The following is a 17,869-nucleotide window of genomic DNA, read 5'->3' on the forward strand; positions in this document are numbered from 1 at the left end:
ATGCCCGCCGCCTCTGTTATCGCTCGTAGGTGTATAGTTGCCCCAAAGTCATAAGCACCGTAATCGTACCGTCTATTTTACGATACTGCGAAATCTTCAGCGGCTTTTTATTCTCCAACCTATCTTCATCTATCACGCAATTAGTGAGGCAATAGACGTTAATCGGGTTGTTGTTTAGCACAATCCGGGGCGGCTCGTCGTATGCAAGCATTTCAAAGGATTCTACCGGCAAATTGAAACTGCCGTAAGTCTGGGAATATGGCAAAAGCGCGTTGCGCGCTCCGACGGTTGCCAATATGTTTACTAACTCTTGGCTCTTGTAAGCATCGTAACCGACACGGATAATATGCAGTTTCTTTGAACGTGCTATAATATCACCTGCAATCATTCTGACATCAATCTTTTTGCCCTTGCAGAATTTCAAATAGCCTTTTTCGTTCCATACCCTGTATAGTTGTTCGTTGGGGTGTCCTTTGAGCGCACCGATAGGAAAGTAGTAATCTGTATGTGAGTAAAACCGCTTGCTTTCCGACGAGTATAGGGTGTACGATACGGCGCTAAAGTCATCGTGTACAGATAAGTCAAACGCTACGGCGCAATCAGGATGCCCCGCCGCGCTGTCTATGTCGAAATCGCCGCAAAGTTCTTTCGCCTTTTCAAAGCCAAACCACGTTTTAACATCGTTCACCGTGAAGATGTTTAGCAACTTGGTACGAAACGCCAACATATCTTCGACTGACAATAAAGCATCTTGGTAAGCCATTTCGTAGTAGTCGGCTTGCACCGTTATGCCTAAATGGGGTTGCACCTTTGACCACGTTACCGGGTCGCTTTCTTCATCGTCCACATCAGGCATAAACAAATCGGCAAACATCGTATCGTTTTCAAGCTCGCCGCGTAGTACCTTTTTTGCGCCCTCTATCTCATTGTAACACGGCCCGTCTATCACATCACTTGCCGTTGTGATAATCACCGTTAGCGGCTCTTTGCGTGGTCCCATTGAGGTAGTAAGTACGCTTTTCAGGTCTGCACCGTTCTTGTTGGCGGTGTTTCGTGCCTGTGCGTACTCGTCCAATATCGCCAACGATGCAAACAAACCATCTTTCGTTTTTGCGTTGGCTGTTAAGCATTGTATCAGGCTGTCGCGCCCTCTGTCCTTAAACGTAACCAATTCGCGGTTAATCCTGAAATGCTTTTGGCTGGGGTCTAAATCAAACATTATTGCCCGTACTTCATTAAAGCACTTTTTCGCCTGGTCGTATGAGTTCGCACCTACATACGCTTCGGCGTTGTTATCGCCAAACAACAAATCATCTACCGCCAAAAATGCCGCCCACGTTGTTTTACTGAATTTACGCGGTACGAATATGTACGCCGTGCGTATGAGCCGCCGCCCATCGGGTCGAGCAAAGCCGAATATATGCGCCATCTGGAACACTTGCACCCGCGTAAGTTTGTAGCGCTGTCGCCCTGTCGTACCGCTGAACTTCAACCGCTCATAAAGTTTAATTTTCCGTTGCACTCGCTTAGGTCGCCATTCCCATCTGTCGAGTAACCTGAAAAAGCGGAGTATCTTCAATAACTCGTTTACGTTGTGGCAGTCAGGGTTGTCTATCACACTAAACACGTAATCCGCTATGCGTTTATCCGTATCAATAAGCGCATAGCGGTATTGGTTGGCGTATGTTTCTCGCCCGGCTTGCAGTTCTGCCACAGCGTCTGCTTTAATCTGCCTCTCCCTGATTTTCTCTTCTTCTGTCATTTTTTTCTAACTCTTTAATTATTTTCATCTCTCTTTCCGATAATACGATTTTAATTTTTTCCTCCTCAAATCCAGCCATTTCTTTTTTCTCCTTTGCCACTCGCTCCTTTGCCACTCGCTCCATAGCCTTTCGATTCGAAAATAATATCCCCCCCCCAAATAAACTTCGCCCCGCCCGACGTAAACAATCAAGATTAGAAATCATCACGCATTCATCTTTCTTAACCCTAAATTCTGCACCCCTACTCAATAATTTACCTAATAAAGCAGAAGATGCTACGTTGGCAGGATAATCATAAGTAATTTTTTTACGGCTGTACAACTTATTTAAATCGTCAATAGACCTTCTTAGTTCCGGTGCTAAAATAATTCGATAATTAGAAGGTAAATTTGTCACAAAAGATGTTTTAACTTTAGCGCCATTTTCATACGTAATCTGCGCGTCAGCGACGATATATGTGACATCGGCTTTTTTAACAAACAAGGTTAGATGTGGGCCAAATAAAAAAAAGCGAATACCCTGTGATATATACCACCGCACTATTTCACTATAAATGCTAAAAGGCGGATTATCGACAACCACACAATTTTGAGGGTACAGGCAATTTTTATAGTCGCCCCCTGGGTAAAATGGTCTAACAAATTCTGCATCAATCAAATTAAATTCCCGACGAACATAATCCTCAATAACTTTATACACGTCTGGTGGCGTGTAACAATCATCTGTAGTCTTTTTGGTCTGAAATTTTTCTACAAACCTCTCATAATCAGAAAATATTATCTTTCTTTTTTTCGCTCCTATAGGATTTGGTATCGACTCAAAATCCTCCGAAAATAAATCTAATTGCTTCATTCTTCGCTAAACTCCTTTAAAAAATCATTAAATGTATCATTGTCACTTTTACGCTCTTTAGCATCCGTATTCATACCCAACGCCCTTAACGCCTTTTGGCTCTGCTGCACAAAGTCCAAATATAACTTTTCCTTTGGGCTGATAGTCTTACGCTCGTTGCCCTCGCGCGAAATCTCCACGTTTACGGCTTCGTGTTCATCCGCCAACACTTCTTCGGCTAATATCTCGGTGCGCACCAACAACTGCGCCGTTATCGTTACTTGCATAGATAATTCGGCGGTGTATTTGCCTTGCTCTTTGAGTAACTTAACGATGTAGTCTTTTTTATTCTTAATCCGCTTCGTTATCTTCACCTTTGATGTTTTCGCCGCCTCTGGTGCCGGTAACGCGGGCAAAGATGTATCGGGTTGCGCATCGGTGTTAATAGCGACTATCGGCTGTTGCTTTTCAGTCCAACCACGCTTCTTTCCTTTCGTCTTTAGGTAGAAAATCGTTGCCGTCGTATCGTTGGCGTTTATCCGTTCCATCAATTTGCTTTCCACGAAATCTATCTGTGCGTCCATTACTTCATCTACCGCGTCGGCAAACTCCTTATCGCTTTCCCGCCATCGGTAATACGTGCTGCGATTTATGCCGGTGCTTTCACACGCTACACAGATAATGCCGCCCGATGCTTTCAGGTTGTCAATAAACATTGCTTTTCTATCTTCTTTCATATCTGCGCCTATTTTTCAAATGATTTAATGCCGTCGAAATACTCCTTATAAAAGTCGAATATCCCTTTGTCTATCGTAATGCTCCCTTGCTCCGTTCTCGGATTGGTGTTTATGTTCGCGCTGGTCTGTATGCCAAAATAGAAATTATCGGCTACATTGCAACCGGCGTAAATTTTGCTGTGGTTCTTGAATATCGCCGCCCGCCCTGCTTCGGGATGTTCGGCATAGAATTTCTTAACCATCGCCCATTCAATTTTGTAACTGCCTGGGAATATCTCACCTAAATACATATCAAGTTGCTTAATGCGCCCCGCCTCGTACCACTGTTGCACTTGCAAAATATCTTCTGCTGCCATACACCACGTTGAAAGCAACACAAAATCTAAATCGTGTTGATTCAGTACGACTTTAAGATAAGTCAGGCTATCCACATCGCCCGCCGTTATGAAATTGTAGGTAACGCCGTTTTGCAACTGAACGTATTGCATGGCCTCTAACATCTTAACTTCGCTAAATGCGCGTCGATACTCGTACCGTTGGGATAGTTCGGTACATTCCTTTGTACGATGGTGCGCCCGCTTCGCTCTGTCGGTTGTTTCGGCTGCGCTTTCTTCGTCGGTGTCTGCCGGCTGCTCTGTCGGCTGCTCTGTCGGCTGTTGCTGATTGCCACCGATACTGCCAAAGCCGAAACCGGCAAAGCCTCCGAAACCGCCGCCAAAATTGAAATCTCGTTTATCTTTCATATCGCGTAATTTTATATACGTTGCTTTTGTTGTCTGTCAGGGTGGGGGGCTTGTTTCCGGGCAAATCCCCCAAAGCCTAAAAAATTGCTTCGCGTGTGAAGAAAGGGGTTGGGGAGGTTTAACCACCTACCCCGTCATTTCAAAAACACCCGCCCCCTCCTCTCACGACAAAAATTTTTTTATAAATTCTTTCCGATGTTCTGCCGCTCTACGTTTGGCGTGTGCCTTGCCACTTCGCCCTAACTCCGTGTGAGTCTTAACGTGGCAATCGTGACACAATGCTTGTAGATTGTGCGGGTCGTACATCAACGTTTCTTTTTCTCTCGCTGTCAATCCATCTTCAACCGGCTTAACGTGGTGTACCTCTTGGCTCGGTGTTATTCTTCCCTCTGCCTGGCACCGCTCACAAATCGGGTTAGATGTCAGTTTGGCACGGCGTAGCCGTAGCCATTTGTCGGTATGTATCATTCTGATATAATCTTTGTCCTTTGCCATATCCTTTACTTTCTTATTCGGTTGCTACTTTCATAACTGCACTATGTTTCCGTATTAGGTAGTTGAGGCTATCCAATAGGCTTTGTTGTACTCCTTTCTTGTTATCCAACGCGGCTTCGGCTCTTTCATCTACCGTGTTAGCGCAAACTAACTTATAGACTTGCACGGGGTATTGCTGTCCCTGACGGTGCAAACGTGCGTTAGCCTGTTGGTATAACTCCAAATTCCAACCCGTGCCAAACCAAACTATGTAGTGGCCGCCTTGCTGCATATTCAACCCAAACGCCGTGCTTGCCGGGTGTGCTAATAGTACGTCAATCTTACCGGCGTTCCATTCCTTTAGTTGGCTTTCATCGGCATAGACTTTCACGGTGTAGCCTTTCAGTTTCTTAACGATGCGGTCTATATCGTGTTTGAACTGATAGAATACTAACACACTATTGCCGTTTGCCGCTTCTATAATTTCGGCTAATCGGTCTAACTTTTCATCGTGTACATGATGTACGTTTCTATCTTCGTCGTATATTGCACCGTTGGCGAATTGGCTTAACTTATTCATCAATCCCGCCGCACTGTTGGCTAACACGTTTGCGGATTCTTCGGCGTGTTCGTCGGCAAATTCCAAAACCTTTTCTTTCTCAAACTTCGTGTAAGCGGCCATCGTTGTCGGTATCAGCGCCACTTTAACGGTGTGGGTCAATAGGTCGGGTAATTCCAAATAGTCTTTTGCCAGCATCGACAAACATATATCCGCAATCTTACGCCTAATAATATCCTCACAACCTTTCTTCACATCGCAACGTACTACGATGTTATTCCACTTGTGCATTTCAAAGTAGGTTTCGCGATACTGGGTTACTGACTTTCCCAACCTCTCGCCCATATCAATACAATACATCTGCGCCCACAAGTCTATAAGTCCATTCGGCGCGGGTGTTCCTGTCAGTCCGATAACACGCTTAACGGTTGGTGTTGCCATTCGCATAGCCTTAAATCGGTTGCTCTTTGAACTCTTAAAACTCGTTAGTTCGTCAATAACCAAAACATCGAATGGTAGATTACCGCCATAAACGCCAACAAGCCATACGAAACTATCCCTACCGATAACGTACACATCTGCTTTGGTCGCCAACGCTAATCTACGCTGCTTCTCTGTGCCCATCACCTTAACCACCCGTAGGGCTTTCAGGTGTTCCCATTTCTCGGCCTCGGTAGTCCACGTTGTTTCGGCTACTTTCTTGGGGGCTACTACCAACGTCCGGCTAACCTCTGCATCGTCCATTAGTTGCTGTATTGCTGTCAGGGTGCTAACGGTCTTACCCAATCCCATATCAAGGAAAAGCCCACAACGCGGATTATCTATAATCCATTGCATTGCCGTTTGCTGATATTCGTAAGGTCTGTATATCATAACCAATTCAATTTTTAGTATATACTTTTTTTTTGTTCAAAATCGAAAGCCTCCTTGTTGTCTGCTTTGTACTTTTGCAGTTCCGTAACAAGTTCGTCAATCAGTGGCTTATTATCAATCACCCATACAACGTGTTTCAGTTGCTTTAACTCTGCTATCCTCAACTGCTGTACTTTAGTCGGTTTCTTCCCTTTGCTTTTCAGTTCCACCCACATAACGATGTTACACGGTAACACTATAAGCCTGTCCGGATAACCTACCATATTCGGGTTTGAATACTTCAAGCACGGCAAACCAATTTCTTTCATTCGCTTGCACAAATACTTTTCTATTTCCTTTTCCGATACCTCGGCATGATGCACTATGTTTTCTACGTTCTTTTTCATTTTGCTTTCTTGTTTACTTCGATTACTATGTAATTGGGCTTTAGTGGCTCATGTCCTATTCTTATTTTGGCGGGTTTTCGCCGCAATATCTTAGACGCTTTGATAAAAATTTCTATCTCTGCATCGTTTGGCAAATCTTTTGTTGCTTCTATGAAATCTTGCTTTGTCATATTCTTAATTTGTTATGCCGGTAAACCGTAACCGCAGTAAACCGACTTTTCCTATATATGCCTATATTATACTTGCGTTTCCTGCGCGTACGCGTTAATGCTCTTTCTATACCCGTTTTTATATATATCTATTAAACAATACATTTTTATATTATTTTTGGTTTACTTGGTTTACCTATGTTTTAACCGCCTTATTTTCAAGCCGTTATCGGTAAACCGAGCACTTCGATTTTGGTTTACCTTTGGTTTACTTCGTTTACCTCGCTAAATGTTAAAAAATGTAGTTTGGTTTACTTGGTTTACCTTTTTCCGGCTTTGGTTACCTCTAAATATCTTCTTCGTCTGCATCGTCAAATATCCGTCTGAATGACTTTTGCACCCCGTAGATAGATACGGCGTGTTTTGATACGCCCATACGTTCCCAACCGCTCATATCGTTCATTAGTTTACCAACCTTACGGGCTAAATACTTATACTCCTTATCTCCCATATCGCGCCCTAAACGCTCGCAAATAAACTCGGCAGCGCATACTCTTTCGCGTATCTCCGTGCCTGTAGCATCGAGCGGGTCGGGGGCTGTTATGTAGGCGCGGCGGCGTTTCAAATCCCACGTCTGCCACTCTCCGGGTAACTTCATATCCAAATAACCGCGTAGCATATCTTTCATTGGGTCGTCGCTATCGTCGTTGTACTCGGCTTGCTTCTGTCGTGCTTCGGCTTCAAGTTCGGCGGGCAAATAAAGCGTTTCACCCTGCCGCCAATACTCTACCGCCTCGGCCCAAAGTTGGTCGCGGTCGGCTATCAGGTCGGCTTTGAAATTGACGTGCTTTCGTAGGCTGCTATCTACTGCCATCACCCAAAAGCGGCGGTTTCCTGTGTCGCCTTTCAAAAAGAACATTTCGTTAGTGGTTCCGCAAAAAACGCATTGGCGTGGGTGTTTTTCTACTACCGTGCCGTATGCCGGTCTGTAAACATCATCTTGGCGGCTAATGTAGGCTTTCACTTGCTCTACGTCGCTTCGTTTGATGCTGCCTAATTCGGGTAATTCAATCACCCAGCCACCGCGTGCTTGCTCCATGCCATTTTTGCCCTCCATTGTAACAAGACTATCGTTAAACCAATCACCGCCCATAACGCTAAATAAGGTGCTTTTTCCGATGCCCTCCGCTCCGGCAATAATCAGGCAATAATCGTACTTACAACCGGGATTCATCACGCGAGCAACCGCCGCCGTAAAATGTTTACGTGTCATAGCGCGGTTAAGCGGTGTATCTTCCGCGCCTATATAGTCAATAATCAGCGTTTCAAGTCTGGGCGTACCGTCCCACGTTAGGCTATTCAGATACTCCCTTATCGGGTGTACTCTGTGGCGTGTCAGTACCGCGTCTTTAGCGTCTTTGATTTTGTCTTTGCCGGTTACGCCGTAATTTTCTTCAAGGTAGATACGCAAATTAGCATCGTCGCGGTTTCCCCATTGGGTTGCTTTATTATCCCACGGCAAACCCTTTGTGACTAAATCAAAACCGCTAAATAGGTCGTGCCAAAGATGCCCTGCCAAAAGCGGGTCGTTTTCCAAAATGCAAATAATGTTCTTTGCTGTGGATTTTATCGCGCCTTTTCGGTCGTACTCCAAATTAGCCATCCAGTCGGTGTTAGATACTGCGCTATCTTCATCGTCGGGCAAATCCACGTCTGCAAAATCGCTCTCTGCGTCTGCCCTGCGCTCCTTTGTGAGTAGTACGCGCACGGTCTTATCGGCGGCGGCGAAATCTTGCATTTTCAGGTACGACGGCAAACGTGTAATGTCGGTTACTCTGGTACCCTCATCGTGAACGCCGAATTTGTGAATACGGCAAAGGTCGAAAGCGTTGCAAAGCTGCCTACTTGCCGGGTCTGTTTCGTGGTGGCTGTATGCAAATTTACCCTCGTAGCAAACCAAACCGCCCGCTACGCTGCCTAATTTGTAGGTGTAGCGTCCATCTGTAGCCGTTTTCTCGTAGGTGTCAGTCAGGAATTTGTCTATAACATCTTCTATCGTGTACGCGCGGCAAAACGCGCCTATAAGTCCGGGCTTTTCCAACGGGTCGCCCGCTTTCCTTATTTCGTGGGCTATAACGTCGCCCTCTCTGCTTGATACGGGCCACTCTGATACATCTTGGGGATTTACATAAGTAGCCAAAATTTCATCTACATTGCAAGCCGGGCCGTCCTGTACCTCAAATATATAATCACCGTCGCGGCTTGTGCTGGGCCAATAGAAAAGCCGTGATAATTGGTATGTCGTTATGTCGAATAGGTCTATACCAATCGCCGCTGCTATCTTTCTGCAAAGTGGCTCATATTCGGCGGTCTTTACGTTTCGGCTTAGTGGGAAAACAAGTCGGTAGCGCGGTTTGTCTGCCGTGTGTTTGTGGGTGCTGTATAGCATCGCGGCAAAGTCAAACTGCAACGTGAAATCATCCCACACGTTAGCCGTTCCGTAGTCAATATCGAGCGTTGCCACACTTCGCCACATCACGTTAGCGGTTTTTCTGGTGCCGCCTGAAAGATACCCCCCGACGAAACCGCCAACATCTTTAATGTCGCTTTGTTCCTCGCGGGTCATTTTCAAATACTCTTTCACGCTTTCGCCTGTCCGTTTCGTTTCTTGGCATCGGGCTACTAACTCGCTCCACTTCCATTTTTTATTTTTCCACTTTTTAGATAGGCGGCTGTGGGCTGTCGCTATATCCAAAGTGAAATCGTTTACCAACTTCATACGCCCTTACATTTATTGAGTACATTGGTAAAATGCTGTATGTGCTGTGGCTCTGTGCTGATTGTTACCAATCTTTCGCCCTTTGCCGCTTTTTGCACTCTCGCTTCAAACGGTGTTTCCTCTGATTCCAAAACATCGTATATGCGTTTTAGGCTGTCGGCTTTCAAAACCGCCGCCGTATTCTCTGTGTATTTTTTTTCTTCTGCCATACGCTTACTTTTTTAATCTGTCAGGCAAAAACGAAAATATGTGTTTGATAACCTCAACCGTCCAACCATTACCCAACATCTTGTATTGCTGTGTTTCTGATACGTTCCACTTATACCACGTTGGGATAGTCTGTAAGCGGGCGCACTCTGTCGGCGTTAGTCGCCTTATCCGTATTGCGGCGGTTACATCCTCCCCCGCCAATATGCTAATAGTTCTACCACCGTGTCCGTTCATCAATGCCGGGGCCTGTCCGTCGGTATCGTACACCCTGTTTTGCTGATAGGGTTGTGTGCCGCCGCTTTCCCGGCTTGGGTTAAGTTGTCTTACACTATCTTCTTTCATTGTCACTACTAAATTATTTTGTTCCCACGCATTAACGGATAGGGTGGGCGATTTGTCGGTGTGCAAACCACCCTTGTTCGCTCCGCGTGGTCGCTGTAATATCAAGTTGTCTTTTGCAACCGTCGTTAGACAATTCGTCTTACCTACTTCCGGGGCTGACTCTAATTTCGGCTGCTCACCTCGGTAGGTTCTGCCGCGTTGTGCTACGCAAATCAAATCCATATCACTTTGGTAACTCTTGGTAGATAGGCAATTTGCTTTACCCTGATTCGGTGAGATTCTGCCTTTGTAATCCATCTTTACAAAATCTTTCATTTTCTACTACAACTAAATCGTATATACTTTTGCCGCCTACTTGTAGCGCGTTCATCTTCTCCCCCCCCCGTCGGGGCTTAATTCCGAAACCGTTACCGGCTTCTTTGTTCCGCTCTCTGTGGGCTAACAGATTTTGCACTACTTCATCTTTAAGGTAATAGCGTTCCGGCACTTCATCTTCTAATATGTGCTTTAGCAAAATACCTCTGTCTTTCGGTTGTGGTATTGCGCTGTCAGGCGGTGCAAACATCGTACTTTGAAATGTCTTTATATTCGTCCAATAGATGCGCTTTCTAACTTGTGCTGACACTAACGCCGAATTGATATGTATGCCCCTAACGCCTATTGCCTGGTTAATCACTTCTTCCCATTGCTTACCCATTTCCACATTTTCAAGCAAAAAGTAAACATCGGGGTTTTGTTCTCTGACTTGGTGTAAGATTCTGATATACTCCCAAAATAGGTAACTTTGCCCCTCAAACTCAAAGCCGCCCTGTTTTAACTCCAAATAACGGGATAGGGTAACAACCTTTTCGTTTGTGGTTGTACTCATACCTACACGTTTACCGGCGAAACTGAACGATTGGCACGGGCTACCGCCTATAAGTAGGTCGATGTGTCCTAAAATTCTTGCGTCAATATCTCGCACGTCGCCTAACTGCACCGTATCGGGAAAATTAAGCATCGTGTTTTGTATCGCGTACTTATCTACTTCGCTTGCGTAGTATTTTTCAATCGTTACGCCCATATCGCGTAAAGCGATTTGCCCGCAACTCATACCGTCGAATAAACTTAATACAATCATAAGCCGTTAATTTCTTCGTCACTAAATAATTTGTACTGCTTTTTGTTTTCGGCATACCATTGTTTGATACCCTTTTTGCTTACCCACCATCTGAACACCTCGGCATCGGTTAGGTCGGTGTAACAATTCATATAGCCGTTTTCGCGTAGCCTGTGGATAGTTCGCATTATCAGGGCTTTGTATTTTGGGTAATCCCCCCCCTGCCTTGCTATTTCCTTTTGGCTTGCCATCGGGCAAAACAAACACCCAATACGCCGCCAACCTCTATCGTATAACTCGCAATGATTTACTTTGGCTACATTATTGAGGAAATACCAAACATCGGCTTCGCTCCAATCTATAATCGGGTTAATTACGATTTTGTCATTTCCTCTAACACATTGTACGCCCTCAACCTCTTTTGTTCGCGTGAACTGGTCGAATTGCTCTAAAGTGCCGGTAAACTTATCATCTTTACGGCGGGTTAGTATTTCGGCTTCGTTTCTGTGGCTTCGTTGCACGGATTCCGCACGGCGTACCCCTGTAAGCGTTACCGTTCCCGCGCCCTTTGTTTCTTTCAAAACTGCACAACAAAACCGCATTGGCATAGTAGGTAGTGCTTTCTTCTTCAAACAAAGTTGTGCAAAAGTCATTTCGGACCTATCCACGAAAACGCTTGGATAGTTGGCACGGATAAACCGCACTAACTCCGGCGGGTCTAACGTGGTAAGGCTGTAATGTGCTTCAAACTTCACGCCCGCCAACTCTGTAACGTGGTAAAGTGCTTGGCTGTCTTTGCCGCCACTAAAAGCCAAATAAAAGCCTTTATCGTAGTAGCGTAATGCCAATGCCTCGGACTTCTGCAAAAGTTCGATGCTGTGACTTAATTTAGCGTCAAAGTTGGCGGGCTTGTGTAATATTTTCATATGGCATCAGTCTTTAAGTAACATTGGCATTATAAGCATCGTTAATTCTTCGCTATCCGGCTGCGGCTTGGGTGCTATGATAACCGCCCGCAATGCGTCCACGATGCTAAACGTAACATCAGGCGCGGTTAGGTTTTTGAGGATAGACAACAAAGACGGTATTTTGAAACCTATACGGAATTTGCCACCGTCGTATTGGCACGGTATCTTCTCGTCTGCCTTTGTTTCAAAATCCACGTCCTCTACTGCCATACCCATAAAGCCGGGTGTTAGCGTAACGGTAACTAACATTGAACTATTATTAGCAAAATGTATCAGGCGTTCAAACGATTTTATCAGGGCTTGGCGATTTACGCTAAAGTCGAAACTAAAGCGGGTTGGTATCACGCTTTGATAGTTCGGGTATTTGCCGTTTATCGGTCTAAACACGATGCGCACACCGTCCATATAGATAGCACACACTGCGGCGGGTACTTCCTCTTTGCTGTTGGGGTCTTGGGGTATGTACTCGTTGAACGCCATTTCGATAAAGCCGGTTTTCGGTGTAATGGCTTGCAGTATGCTAACCACTTGGCGCGGCATTACCATATCTACCGGGCTTTCACACTCTAAGATTGGGCGTTTACGGATTCGTGCTAAACGGTGTCCGTCTAACGCTACAAAGTCGGTAAACTCTTTTGTAAAGCGGAAACATACGCCATTCATAACTGGGCGAAATTGGTCGTCGGCTACTGCGAAATCGCACCGATTAAGGATTGAGCGTAAGCCGGGGGCCTCAAACTTCAACGTGTACGCTGTTGCGTGGCCAATCATCGGCTCTTTAAGTGTGTCGAATATCGTAACATTACCATCCAACGGAAAAGCAAAACTGCCTATTGAATGGGTAACGATAATCTGATATTCCAAAACCTCGACTTGCAGATTTTGGCTTTCAAGCGTCTTAATGGCTCGTAGGAATGGGCGGGCCTCAACTGCAAATGCCTTTTTCTCTGCGTTAGGGTTGCCGATACTTACTGCCTCGCTCATAAACACTTCTAAATCGGTGGCTTTGATTGTGAGTTGGTCGTAATCAGCATCAAACACAAAGCATTGGTAAACGCTGTTACCTCTAACGGTGTTGTTTGCTTTCTTGGCGGTCGCTACGCCGTAACTGATACGCTGTAAAGCCGCAAGCAATATGTTTCTATCTATGTGAAAAATCATACATCTAAAGTTTTAGTGAACAAATTAAGTTGCTTCGGATATTCCACCGTTAGCGGGTTGGTGTAGGGTCGCTTTCCGGGTTTGGTCTTAACCAATCGGGCGCGGATAGCGTCGGCATTTTCGCGGCTGCAAGGTGGTGAAATTATTTGCTGTTCTCCTGTTAGTCGGTTAATCGCTGTAACACAATATCGTTTCATAGTCAGGGCCTCCAAATTCTGTAATACCGCCAATCTATGCAGCCGTGTGCACACTCGCAAACCAAACAGCCCGATACGGCACAAGTTCCGTAGCCTGGTGTATCATCATCGGGCGTGTAGGCTATGCAAGTGCGGCACAATGCTACTTTCATTTTACGGTATTGTTTTGTTGGTTACTGACTTGCTCTCCCCCCCCGTGTGGTTAGCGTATTCCGGGAATAATTCGCCCTACACCCATTGGCGATGTTTATTGCTGTCGTTATTCATCTTCTCTACTCTCCAACTTTTTACACAATTCCTTTGCACGTTTCAGGATATACGGGCGCGTGTCGCCGTCCGATATATCGCAACTTTCACTAACAAGCGTTACCCAAAACCATGCTACTTTTACTTCTACCTTGACGATAAAGTACACCGGCAAATCGTCCGTCGGGCCGTAGTTCGTTTCAAAGTCGTTAGGTAACGTAATGTGCTGCAAGCCCCGTACTTCTTCCACGATGCGCACACGCCGGCTATATCTGTTTATTATCTTCATATTTCTTGCTTTGTTATGCCCGCCTTTCGGCGGGCTAAAGTTTAATAACTAAAGATTAAGAACTAACTAACTAATAAATGCTGAAACGGCCCTAACTCGATAGGTGTCCGAAGCCTTAGTAGTGTAGTTGTTGGCGTAGCCGTTGTTGAGGATCAGAAACCAGGCGTAGGGCGCGCTGCACTCGGTAGATGTCCAATACCAATCGTCGGCAATCTCTGTACCGCCCACAAATGCCAAAGCCTTGTTAATGGTACGGCAATTCAGGAATACAAAGTACAATTCGCCTAAACTCGGAATATACCAACCATCAGGCAAAGTAATTTCGCCGTTAAGTCCGATTTCCTTTAGATGCTCCGTGTTGGCTTTACCGTTCCAATCTGCAACAGCATCTAAATACGTGTTAATGTAGCCGCCGTAATTGGTAGTGTCTTTGTTGGCGGTTAGTGTGATTTCTTTGCTGTCGGCTTCGTCGTTAAGTGCAACCATTACTGATTTGCTGCCCCACTTAACACCAATACCGATGCAAGCGGCGCAATCGTCGGCGTTGTTGTCGCCGGTAAACAGAACGTGCCTACCACCGTCCAATACCAAATAAATACCGTCCGGCTCTTGGTCGGCTGCTACTACTGTGCCCGCCTGTGGCTGTGGCGTTGTTTCGTTCTCTGCCAAAAACTCGTAAGCCTTACGGCAAAAATCTACGGTTTCGGGCTTCTCGATGTTTGCAAACTCTTTCAAAAGTTGCAACTTTACTTCTTGTTTTTCTGTCATAACTTTACTTTTTTAAGATGTTATTAAACAGTGCTTAAATGCTCCAAAGCCATATAGCCGATTTTATGTCTAACACTAATAAATTGACTACAACGATAATTGCTATTATCGTTCCGATGCAGCCTAAACTACACCCGGTTGATTCTTTTCTGTCTTGCTCGTTCATATTACCTATATTTGAATTGTTAAAATTTTGCTAATTTCTCGTTTTGGGACGTTTCTTTTCGTCAGGTGTGTAGTTGTTCACCCAACTACTTTTATCGCGTCCTGTGGCGTTTTCTGTTTGTCCTACGTTTACTTTACGATGTCTTTTAGTGCCGCCGTTGCAAACTTGCTTTCGTCGGCTTGGATAAATTGCACCGTGCTTGCAATGAATTGTAGCGTTATCGGGTCGGCGGTTTCGCCTATTAGGATTTCGCCGCCTTTGCCAATAAAATATATCTGTGCCTTTGCTATATCTTTCGTTGTCATACGCTTTAATCTTTGAGGTAGTACGGTGTCGTGTAACCTGCACCTTTCAGGGGCAAATCTCTACACCATTCAATCGGTTTGCTAAATAAAGCCTCAACATCTGCCAAAGATTGGTCGGGGGTTGCTTCTACTACTATTTCATCGTGAATATGAAACACTATATCTAAACCGGCTTTCTTGGCGCGTAAAATCACGACGCCTAATATATCGCGGGCAATGGCTTGTACTATATTCTCGGTCAGTTTACCGCCGTAAGTTCTTACCTTTCCCCATTTCTTGGTAGTCTGGTTCAATCCCTCGTACTCTATTATTTCGTGGTCGCCTCTCCAACCGTCGTTATATTCTGTGCCAACCTCGGCGCGTGGGTAACAGATAGTACGCCCTGACGGTAGCGTTATCAATAGCATACCCCAACGCTTACTAACCACGATACCACGATGCACCGTTACGCTGCCGCCTGTCTTTAGTGCTGTCATAGCGGCTTTTTCAATAATTGCCCACATCTTAACGATACGCGGGTTACTATTGCGCCAAAGGTTTACGATTTCCTTTTCTTCTTTCTCTGTCAGTCCTAACCGGCTACCGCCCATTGCTTCCAAAGCCGAAACGCCGCCGCCCCAGCCTAACGCCAAAGTAGCGATTTTGCCTTTTTGTCGTAGTTCCGCGTTTTGTCCGTGTTTCTCTACGGGTACTTTGAACATACGCGACGCTGTTTCACAATAGATGTCGCGCCCGCTCCTGAATATGTCCAATACCCATTCTTCACCGGCTAACCACGCAATAACGCGGGCTTCAATAGCCGAAAAGTCGCAAACGTGAAATGTGTGATTTGGTGCAGCGATAAAGGCTGTGCGTATTAACTCGCTTAATACTTGGGTAACATTGGCGTAGTTTAGTTCAAATTCTTCTAAATCGCCCTGTCGTACCAACTCGCGGGCGTAGTCCAAACTTTCCAAATGGTTTTGTGGCAAATTCTGAACTTGTACCAATCTACCCGCCCAACGCCCGGTACGGGCTGCACCGCAAAACTGCAAAAGTCCGTGTATTCGTCCATCATTGCAAACGCAATTTTGCATAGCGCTGTACTTCTTGTTTGAGGTCTTACCCATTTCGCGCCGAATGGCTAAAACTTTCTGTGCTTTGGCCCAGTATTTAAGTTGGCTTTCCAAATCGTCTAAATTCTTTTTATTCAGGCTTTGAATAGTGAAACCTGTTGTACGGCTCAAATACTCTTTTATCTGTGTGGGGCTGTTGGGGTTTTCCATTCTTGTAAGCTGCTGCGCCTCGGCTAATAACTTCGCCTTATATTCATCGTCGAAACGTGCGGCGGCATCAACCAAAACGCGGTCAATCATTACGCCCCTGTCGTTTATTTCTTGGTCGGCTGTATATAGTTCTTCGTCAAAGGTCGGCGCGGTCAGTCGGCGAACTTTGGCTAATATCTGCTGCTCTACCTCAACATCGCGTATATTGTATTTCTTGAAAGTTTCCCAACGGTCGGGCGCGTCGCTTGGTAGGTGTCTGCCGTTCTTGCCCGGTACGCTAAAATATCTAATCAGGGTCTTACCCTCTTGCATCTTACCGGCTTCCAACTTCAACACCTCGCCGCATTGTCCTAACGAAAGCGGCAAACCCATTCGGGCGGCTCGTACCATTGTGCAACGCCATTGGGCGGGGTCTAACGGCTCGGCAAATCCATAATACTTGCTTATACAGATTCTTTCAAAAGCGGCGTTAAATGCCGTCTTTGTAATTGTGGGGTCTGTGAGGGCTGCAAAGATTTCATCGGGCAAAGTTTCCCCCTGCGCCATATCCACGCATTGCACGTCGCCGCCATCTACACTATACGCAAACAGCAATATAGTAAAGTCTGGCGCCTCGACGTACTTATACACTCCGCAATTAACAAGGTCGTTACTGCTATAAGTTTCTATGTCTATGCCTATTTCTCGCATTTTAATTTCTCCTTTTCTGCGCCCGCCGCCACATCTTCACCGGCGGCGGGTGCGCGTCAAATTAATAACCTATTTTAACCGTATGAACAAAAAAGTTTTTAGGTTTACAAATCGTCGTCATCTTCGTTGTCAAACTCAACGCCGCCAAAGTCGCTTTCGGCTGACACTCTGCCGCCCAAACGGTCGTCGTCTTTGAACTTCATAATGTTGTTAAGCCCACAAGCCACGCCACGATTACCGCTTACGTCGTAACCGTAGAATGTAACAGACACAACCGCCCAAACGCCGCTATACACTTCTTCTTCGTCCACGATAGGCACTTTGTTTTTATCAACAATACCGGGGCGTGTGTTGCTCTTGGCATTGACGAAAAAGTGGTCTTGGTAAATATCATCTTCTTTTTCGTCGCCATCGCGTAATGGCATATCAAGTTTTTTGGGTTCTTTGCCTCCCCACTTGGCTACTATAGCGGCTTTCTTGGCGGCTTCGATAGCCTCCTGCAAAGCCTTAATAGTTTCTTTCTCACTCTTTGGGATAAGTACATTTGTCATATACTTACCATCTTCCGCGCTTCCATCAGGGTTGTACTTGTTGAAAACGTGGGTGTAGGATAGGCGGCACGGGCCAAACACTACCTTACCATCTTTTACAATCGGTTTAATCATAATTTGAAATGAATTAAAATTGTGAATAATTGGTTTACTATTTCATCGGGTTTTCGCCGGATCCCTGTAATCATAAGATAGCGTTTTTCACGCCCTCTTCGTACATCATACCGGGGTATTTGCTTTCTCCTAATTCTTCGCGCTCTGAACACTCGTTAAGTACGTTGCCGATTTCGTTTTCTTTTGGTGGCATACGGATTCTAT

At 45.5% G+C, this 17,869-nt stretch carries 21 protein-coding genes; all 21 read right to left on the reverse strand.

Annotated features, from left to right (window positions below; translation table 11 throughout):
- Nucleotides 1–16: 16 nt before the first annotated feature.
- The gene (locus EII32_RS08525; RefSeq protein ID WP_125235009.1) at nucleotides 17–1,762 is read right to left on the reverse strand and encodes a terminase large subunit domain-containing protein; all 1,746 of its coding nucleotides are present in this window, start codon (nucleotides 1,760–1,762) and stop codon (nucleotides 17–19) included.
- Nucleotides 1,725–2,615, reverse strand: a complete 891-nt coding sequence (locus EII32_RS08530) for a chromosome partitioning protein ParB (protein WP_125235010.1) — start codon at nucleotides 2,613–2,615, stop codon at nucleotides 1,725–1,727. The genes EII32_RS08525 and EII32_RS08530 overlap by 38 nt, the downstream gene beginning before the upstream one ends.
- Nucleotides 2,612–3,331: a phBC6A51 family helix-turn-helix protein gene (locus EII32_RS08535; RefSeq protein WP_125235011.1), complete on the reverse strand. Its 720-nt coding sequence runs from the start codon at nucleotides 3,329–3,331 to the stop codon at nucleotides 2,612–2,614. The genes EII32_RS08530 and EII32_RS08535 overlap by 4 nt, the downstream gene beginning before the upstream one ends.
- Before the next feature lie 8 nt (nucleotides 3,332–3,339).
- Complete coding sequence (locus tag EII32_RS08540) at nucleotides 3,340–4,074, reverse strand: hypothetical protein (RefSeq protein WP_125235012.1); 735 nt, start codon at nucleotides 4,072–4,074, stop codon at nucleotides 3,340–3,342.
- Between the two features lie 162 nt (nucleotides 4,075–4,236).
- The gene (locus EII32_RS08545) at nucleotides 4,237–4,569 is read right to left on the reverse strand and encodes an HNH endonuclease signature motif containing protein (RefSeq protein ID WP_125235013.1); all 333 of its coding nucleotides are present in this window, start codon (nucleotides 4,567–4,569) and stop codon (nucleotides 4,237–4,239) included.
- 13 nt (nucleotides 4,570–4,582) lie between these two features.
- The gene (locus EII32_RS08550) at nucleotides 4,583–5,980 is read right to left on the reverse strand and encodes a DEAD/DEAH box helicase (protein WP_125235014.1); all 1,398 of its coding nucleotides are present in this window, start codon (nucleotides 5,978–5,980) and stop codon (nucleotides 4,583–4,585) included.
- Between the two features lie 14 nt (nucleotides 5,981–5,994).
- Nucleotides 5,995–6,366 (reverse strand): VRR-NUC domain-containing protein, encoded by a 372-nt coding sequence (locus tag EII32_RS08555; protein WP_199741417.1) that lies wholly within the window; start codon nucleotides 6,364–6,366, stop codon nucleotides 5,995–5,997.
- The gene (locus tag EII32_RS12150; protein ID WP_158611161.1) at nucleotides 6,363–6,536 is read right to left on the reverse strand and encodes a hypothetical protein; all 174 of its coding nucleotides are present in this window, start codon (nucleotides 6,534–6,536) and stop codon (nucleotides 6,363–6,365) included. Before EII32_RS12150 ends, EII32_RS08555 begins: the two co-directional genes overlap by 4 nt.
- A 325-nt stretch (nucleotides 6,537–6,861) precedes the next feature.
- Entirely contained in the window at nucleotides 6,862–9,294 is a 2,433-nt protein-coding gene (locus tag EII32_RS08560; RefSeq protein ID WP_125235015.1) for a virulence-associated E family protein, read from the reverse strand.
- Nucleotides 9,291–9,503 carry a hypothetical protein gene (locus EII32_RS08565; RefSeq protein ID WP_125235016.1) on the reverse strand — a complete coding sequence of 71 codons (213 nt, stop codon included), beginning with the start codon at nucleotides 9,501–9,503 and terminating at the stop codon, nucleotides 9,291–9,293. The genes EII32_RS08560 and EII32_RS08565 overlap by 4 nt, the downstream gene beginning before the upstream one ends.
- A gap of 4 nt (nucleotides 9,504–9,507) precedes the next feature.
- The gene (locus EII32_RS08570; protein ID WP_148096819.1) at nucleotides 9,508–10,068 is read right to left on the reverse strand and encodes a DNA cytosine methyltransferase; all 561 of its coding nucleotides are present in this window, start codon (nucleotides 10,066–10,068) and stop codon (nucleotides 9,508–9,510) included.
- Nucleotides 10,069–10,105: 37 nt separating this feature from the next.
- Complete coding sequence (locus EII32_RS08575) at nucleotides 10,106–10,966, reverse strand: DNA cytosine methyltransferase (RefSeq protein WP_125235018.1); 861 nt, start codon at nucleotides 10,964–10,966, stop codon at nucleotides 10,106–10,108.
- Nucleotides 10,963–11,871 carry a phosphoadenosine phosphosulfate reductase family protein gene (locus EII32_RS08580; protein WP_125235019.1) on the reverse strand — a complete coding sequence of 303 codons (909 nt, stop codon included), beginning with the start codon at nucleotides 11,869–11,871 and terminating at the stop codon, nucleotides 10,963–10,965. Before EII32_RS08580 ends, EII32_RS08575 begins: the two co-directional genes overlap by 4 nt.
- Nucleotides 11,872–11,877: 6 nt before the next feature.
- The gene (gene dnaN / locus EII32_RS08585) at nucleotides 11,878–13,074 is read right to left on the reverse strand and encodes a DNA polymerase III subunit beta (RefSeq protein WP_125235020.1); all 1,197 of its coding nucleotides are present in this window, start codon (nucleotides 13,072–13,074) and stop codon (nucleotides 11,878–11,880) included.
- Nucleotides 13,071–13,271: a hypothetical protein gene (locus EII32_RS08590; protein ID WP_125235021.1), complete on the reverse strand. Its 201-nt coding sequence runs from the start codon at nucleotides 13,269–13,271 to the stop codon at nucleotides 13,071–13,073. Before EII32_RS08590 ends, dnaN begins: the two co-directional genes overlap by 4 nt.
- Before the next feature lie 259 nt (nucleotides 13,272–13,530).
- The gene (locus tag EII32_RS08595; RefSeq protein WP_125235022.1) at nucleotides 13,531–13,806 is read right to left on the reverse strand and encodes a hypothetical protein; all 276 of its coding nucleotides are present in this window, start codon (nucleotides 13,804–13,806) and stop codon (nucleotides 13,531–13,533) included.
- Between the two features lie 66 nt (nucleotides 13,807–13,872).
- On the reverse strand, nucleotides 13,873–14,574 hold the full coding sequence (locus tag EII32_RS08600) for a hypothetical protein (protein ID WP_125235023.1): 702 nt from the start codon (nucleotides 14,572–14,574) through the stop codon (nucleotides 13,873–13,875).
- A gap of 294 nt (nucleotides 14,575–14,868) precedes the next feature.
- Nucleotides 14,869–15,045: a hypothetical protein gene (locus tag EII32_RS12155; protein WP_158611162.1), complete on the reverse strand. Its 177-nt coding sequence runs from the start codon at nucleotides 15,043–15,045 to the stop codon at nucleotides 14,869–14,871.
- Nucleotides 15,046–15,050: 5 nt separating this feature from the next.
- A complete protein-coding gene (locus tag EII32_RS08605) occupies nucleotides 15,051–17,000 on the reverse strand; it encodes a DNA polymerase (protein ID WP_125235024.1) in 1,950 nt (649 codons plus the stop codon).
- A 104-nt stretch (nucleotides 17,001–17,104) separates the two neighbouring features.
- Nucleotides 17,105–17,665 (reverse strand): DUF2815 family protein, encoded by a 561-nt coding sequence (locus EII32_RS08610; RefSeq protein WP_125235025.1) that lies wholly within the window; start codon nucleotides 17,663–17,665, stop codon nucleotides 17,105–17,107.
- 70 nt (nucleotides 17,666–17,735) lie between these two features.
- Nucleotides 17,736–17,858: a hypothetical protein gene (locus EII32_RS12725; protein WP_255416458.1), complete on the reverse strand. Its 123-nt coding sequence runs from the start codon at nucleotides 17,856–17,858 to the stop codon at nucleotides 17,736–17,738.
- Between the last annotated feature and the right edge of the window lie 11 nt (nucleotides 17,859–17,869).

This window comes from Prevotella sp. OH937_COT-195 (genome assembly GCF_003932845.1).
Classification (GTDB): domain Bacteria; phylum Bacteroidota; class Bacteroidia; order Bacteroidales; family Bacteroidaceae; genus Prevotella.

Coding starts and splice junctions, on each gene's coding strand:
- EII32_RS12725 (WP_255416458.1), bottom strand. CDS start 17,858: ATGCCACCAAAAGAAAACGAAATCGGCAACGTACTTAACGAGTGTTCA.
- EII32_RS08545 (WP_125235013.1), bottom strand. CDS start 4,569: ATGGCAAAGGACAAAGATTATATCAGAATGATACATACCGACAAATGG.
- EII32_RS08610 (WP_125235025.1), bottom strand. CDS start 17,665: ATGATTAAACCGATTGTAAAAGATGGTAAGGTAGTGTTTGGCCCGTGC.
- EII32_RS08580 (WP_125235019.1), bottom strand. CDS start 11,871: ATGAAAATATTACACAAGCCCGCCAACTTTGACGCTAAATTAAGTCAC.
- EII32_RS08575 (WP_125235018.1), bottom strand. CDS start 10,966: ATGATTGTATTAAGTTTATTCGACGGTATGAGTTGCGGGCAAATCGCT.
- EII32_RS12150 (WP_158611161.1), bottom strand. CDS start 6,536: ATGACAAAGCAAGATTTCATAGAAGCAACAAAAGATTTGCCAAACGAT.
- EII32_RS08590 (WP_125235021.1), bottom strand. CDS start 13,271: ATGAAACGATATTGTGTTACAGCGATTAACCGACTAACAGGAGAACAG.
- EII32_RS08595 (WP_125235022.1), bottom strand. CDS start 13,806: ATGAAGATAATAAACAGATATAGCCGGCGTGTGCGCATCGTGGAAGAA.
- EII32_RS12155 (WP_158611162.1), bottom strand. CDS start 15,045: ATGACAACGAAAGATATAGCAAAGGCACAGATATATTTTATTGGCAAA.
- EII32_RS08535 (WP_125235011.1), bottom strand. CDS start 3,331: ATGAAAGAAGATAGAAAAGCAATGTTTATTGACAACCTGAAAGCATCG.
- EII32_RS08550 (WP_125235014.1), bottom strand. CDS start 5,980: ATGATATACAGACCTTACGAATATCAGCAAACGGCAATGCAATGGATT.
- EII32_RS08560 (WP_125235015.1), bottom strand. CDS start 9,294: ATGAAGTTGGTAAACGATTTCACTTTGGATATAGCGACAGCCCACAGC.
- EII32_RS08525 (WP_125235009.1), bottom strand. CDS start 1,762: ATGACAGAAGAAGAGAAAATCAGGGAGAGGCAGATTAAAGCAGACGCT.
- EII32_RS08600 (WP_125235023.1), bottom strand. CDS start 14,574: ATGACAGAAAAACAAGAAGTAAAGTTGCAACTTTTGAAAGAGTTTGCA.
- EII32_RS08565 (WP_125235016.1), bottom strand. CDS start 9,503: ATGGCAGAAGAAAAAAAATACACAGAGAATACGGCGGCGGTTTTGAAA.
- EII32_RS08605 (WP_125235024.1), bottom strand. CDS start 17,000: ATGCGAGAAATAGGCATAGACATAGAAACTTATAGCAGTAACGACCTT.
- EII32_RS08570 (WP_148096819.1), bottom strand. CDS start 10,068: ATGGATTTGATTTGCGTAGCACAACGCGGCAGAACCTACCGAGGTGAG.
- EII32_RS08555 (WP_199741417.1), bottom strand. CDS start 6,366: ATGAAAAAGAACGTAGAAAACATAGTGCATCATGCCGAGGTATCGGAA.
- EII32_RS08540 (WP_125235012.1), bottom strand. CDS start 4,074: ATGAAAGATAAACGAGATTTCAATTTTGGCGGCGGTTTCGGAGGCTTT.
- dnaN (WP_125235020.1), bottom strand. CDS start 13,074: ATGATTTTTCACATAGATAGAAACATATTGCTTGCGGCTTTACAGCGT.
- EII32_RS08530 (WP_125235010.1), bottom strand. CDS start 2,615: ATGAAGCAATTAGATTTATTTTCGGAGGATTTTGAGTCGATACCAAAT.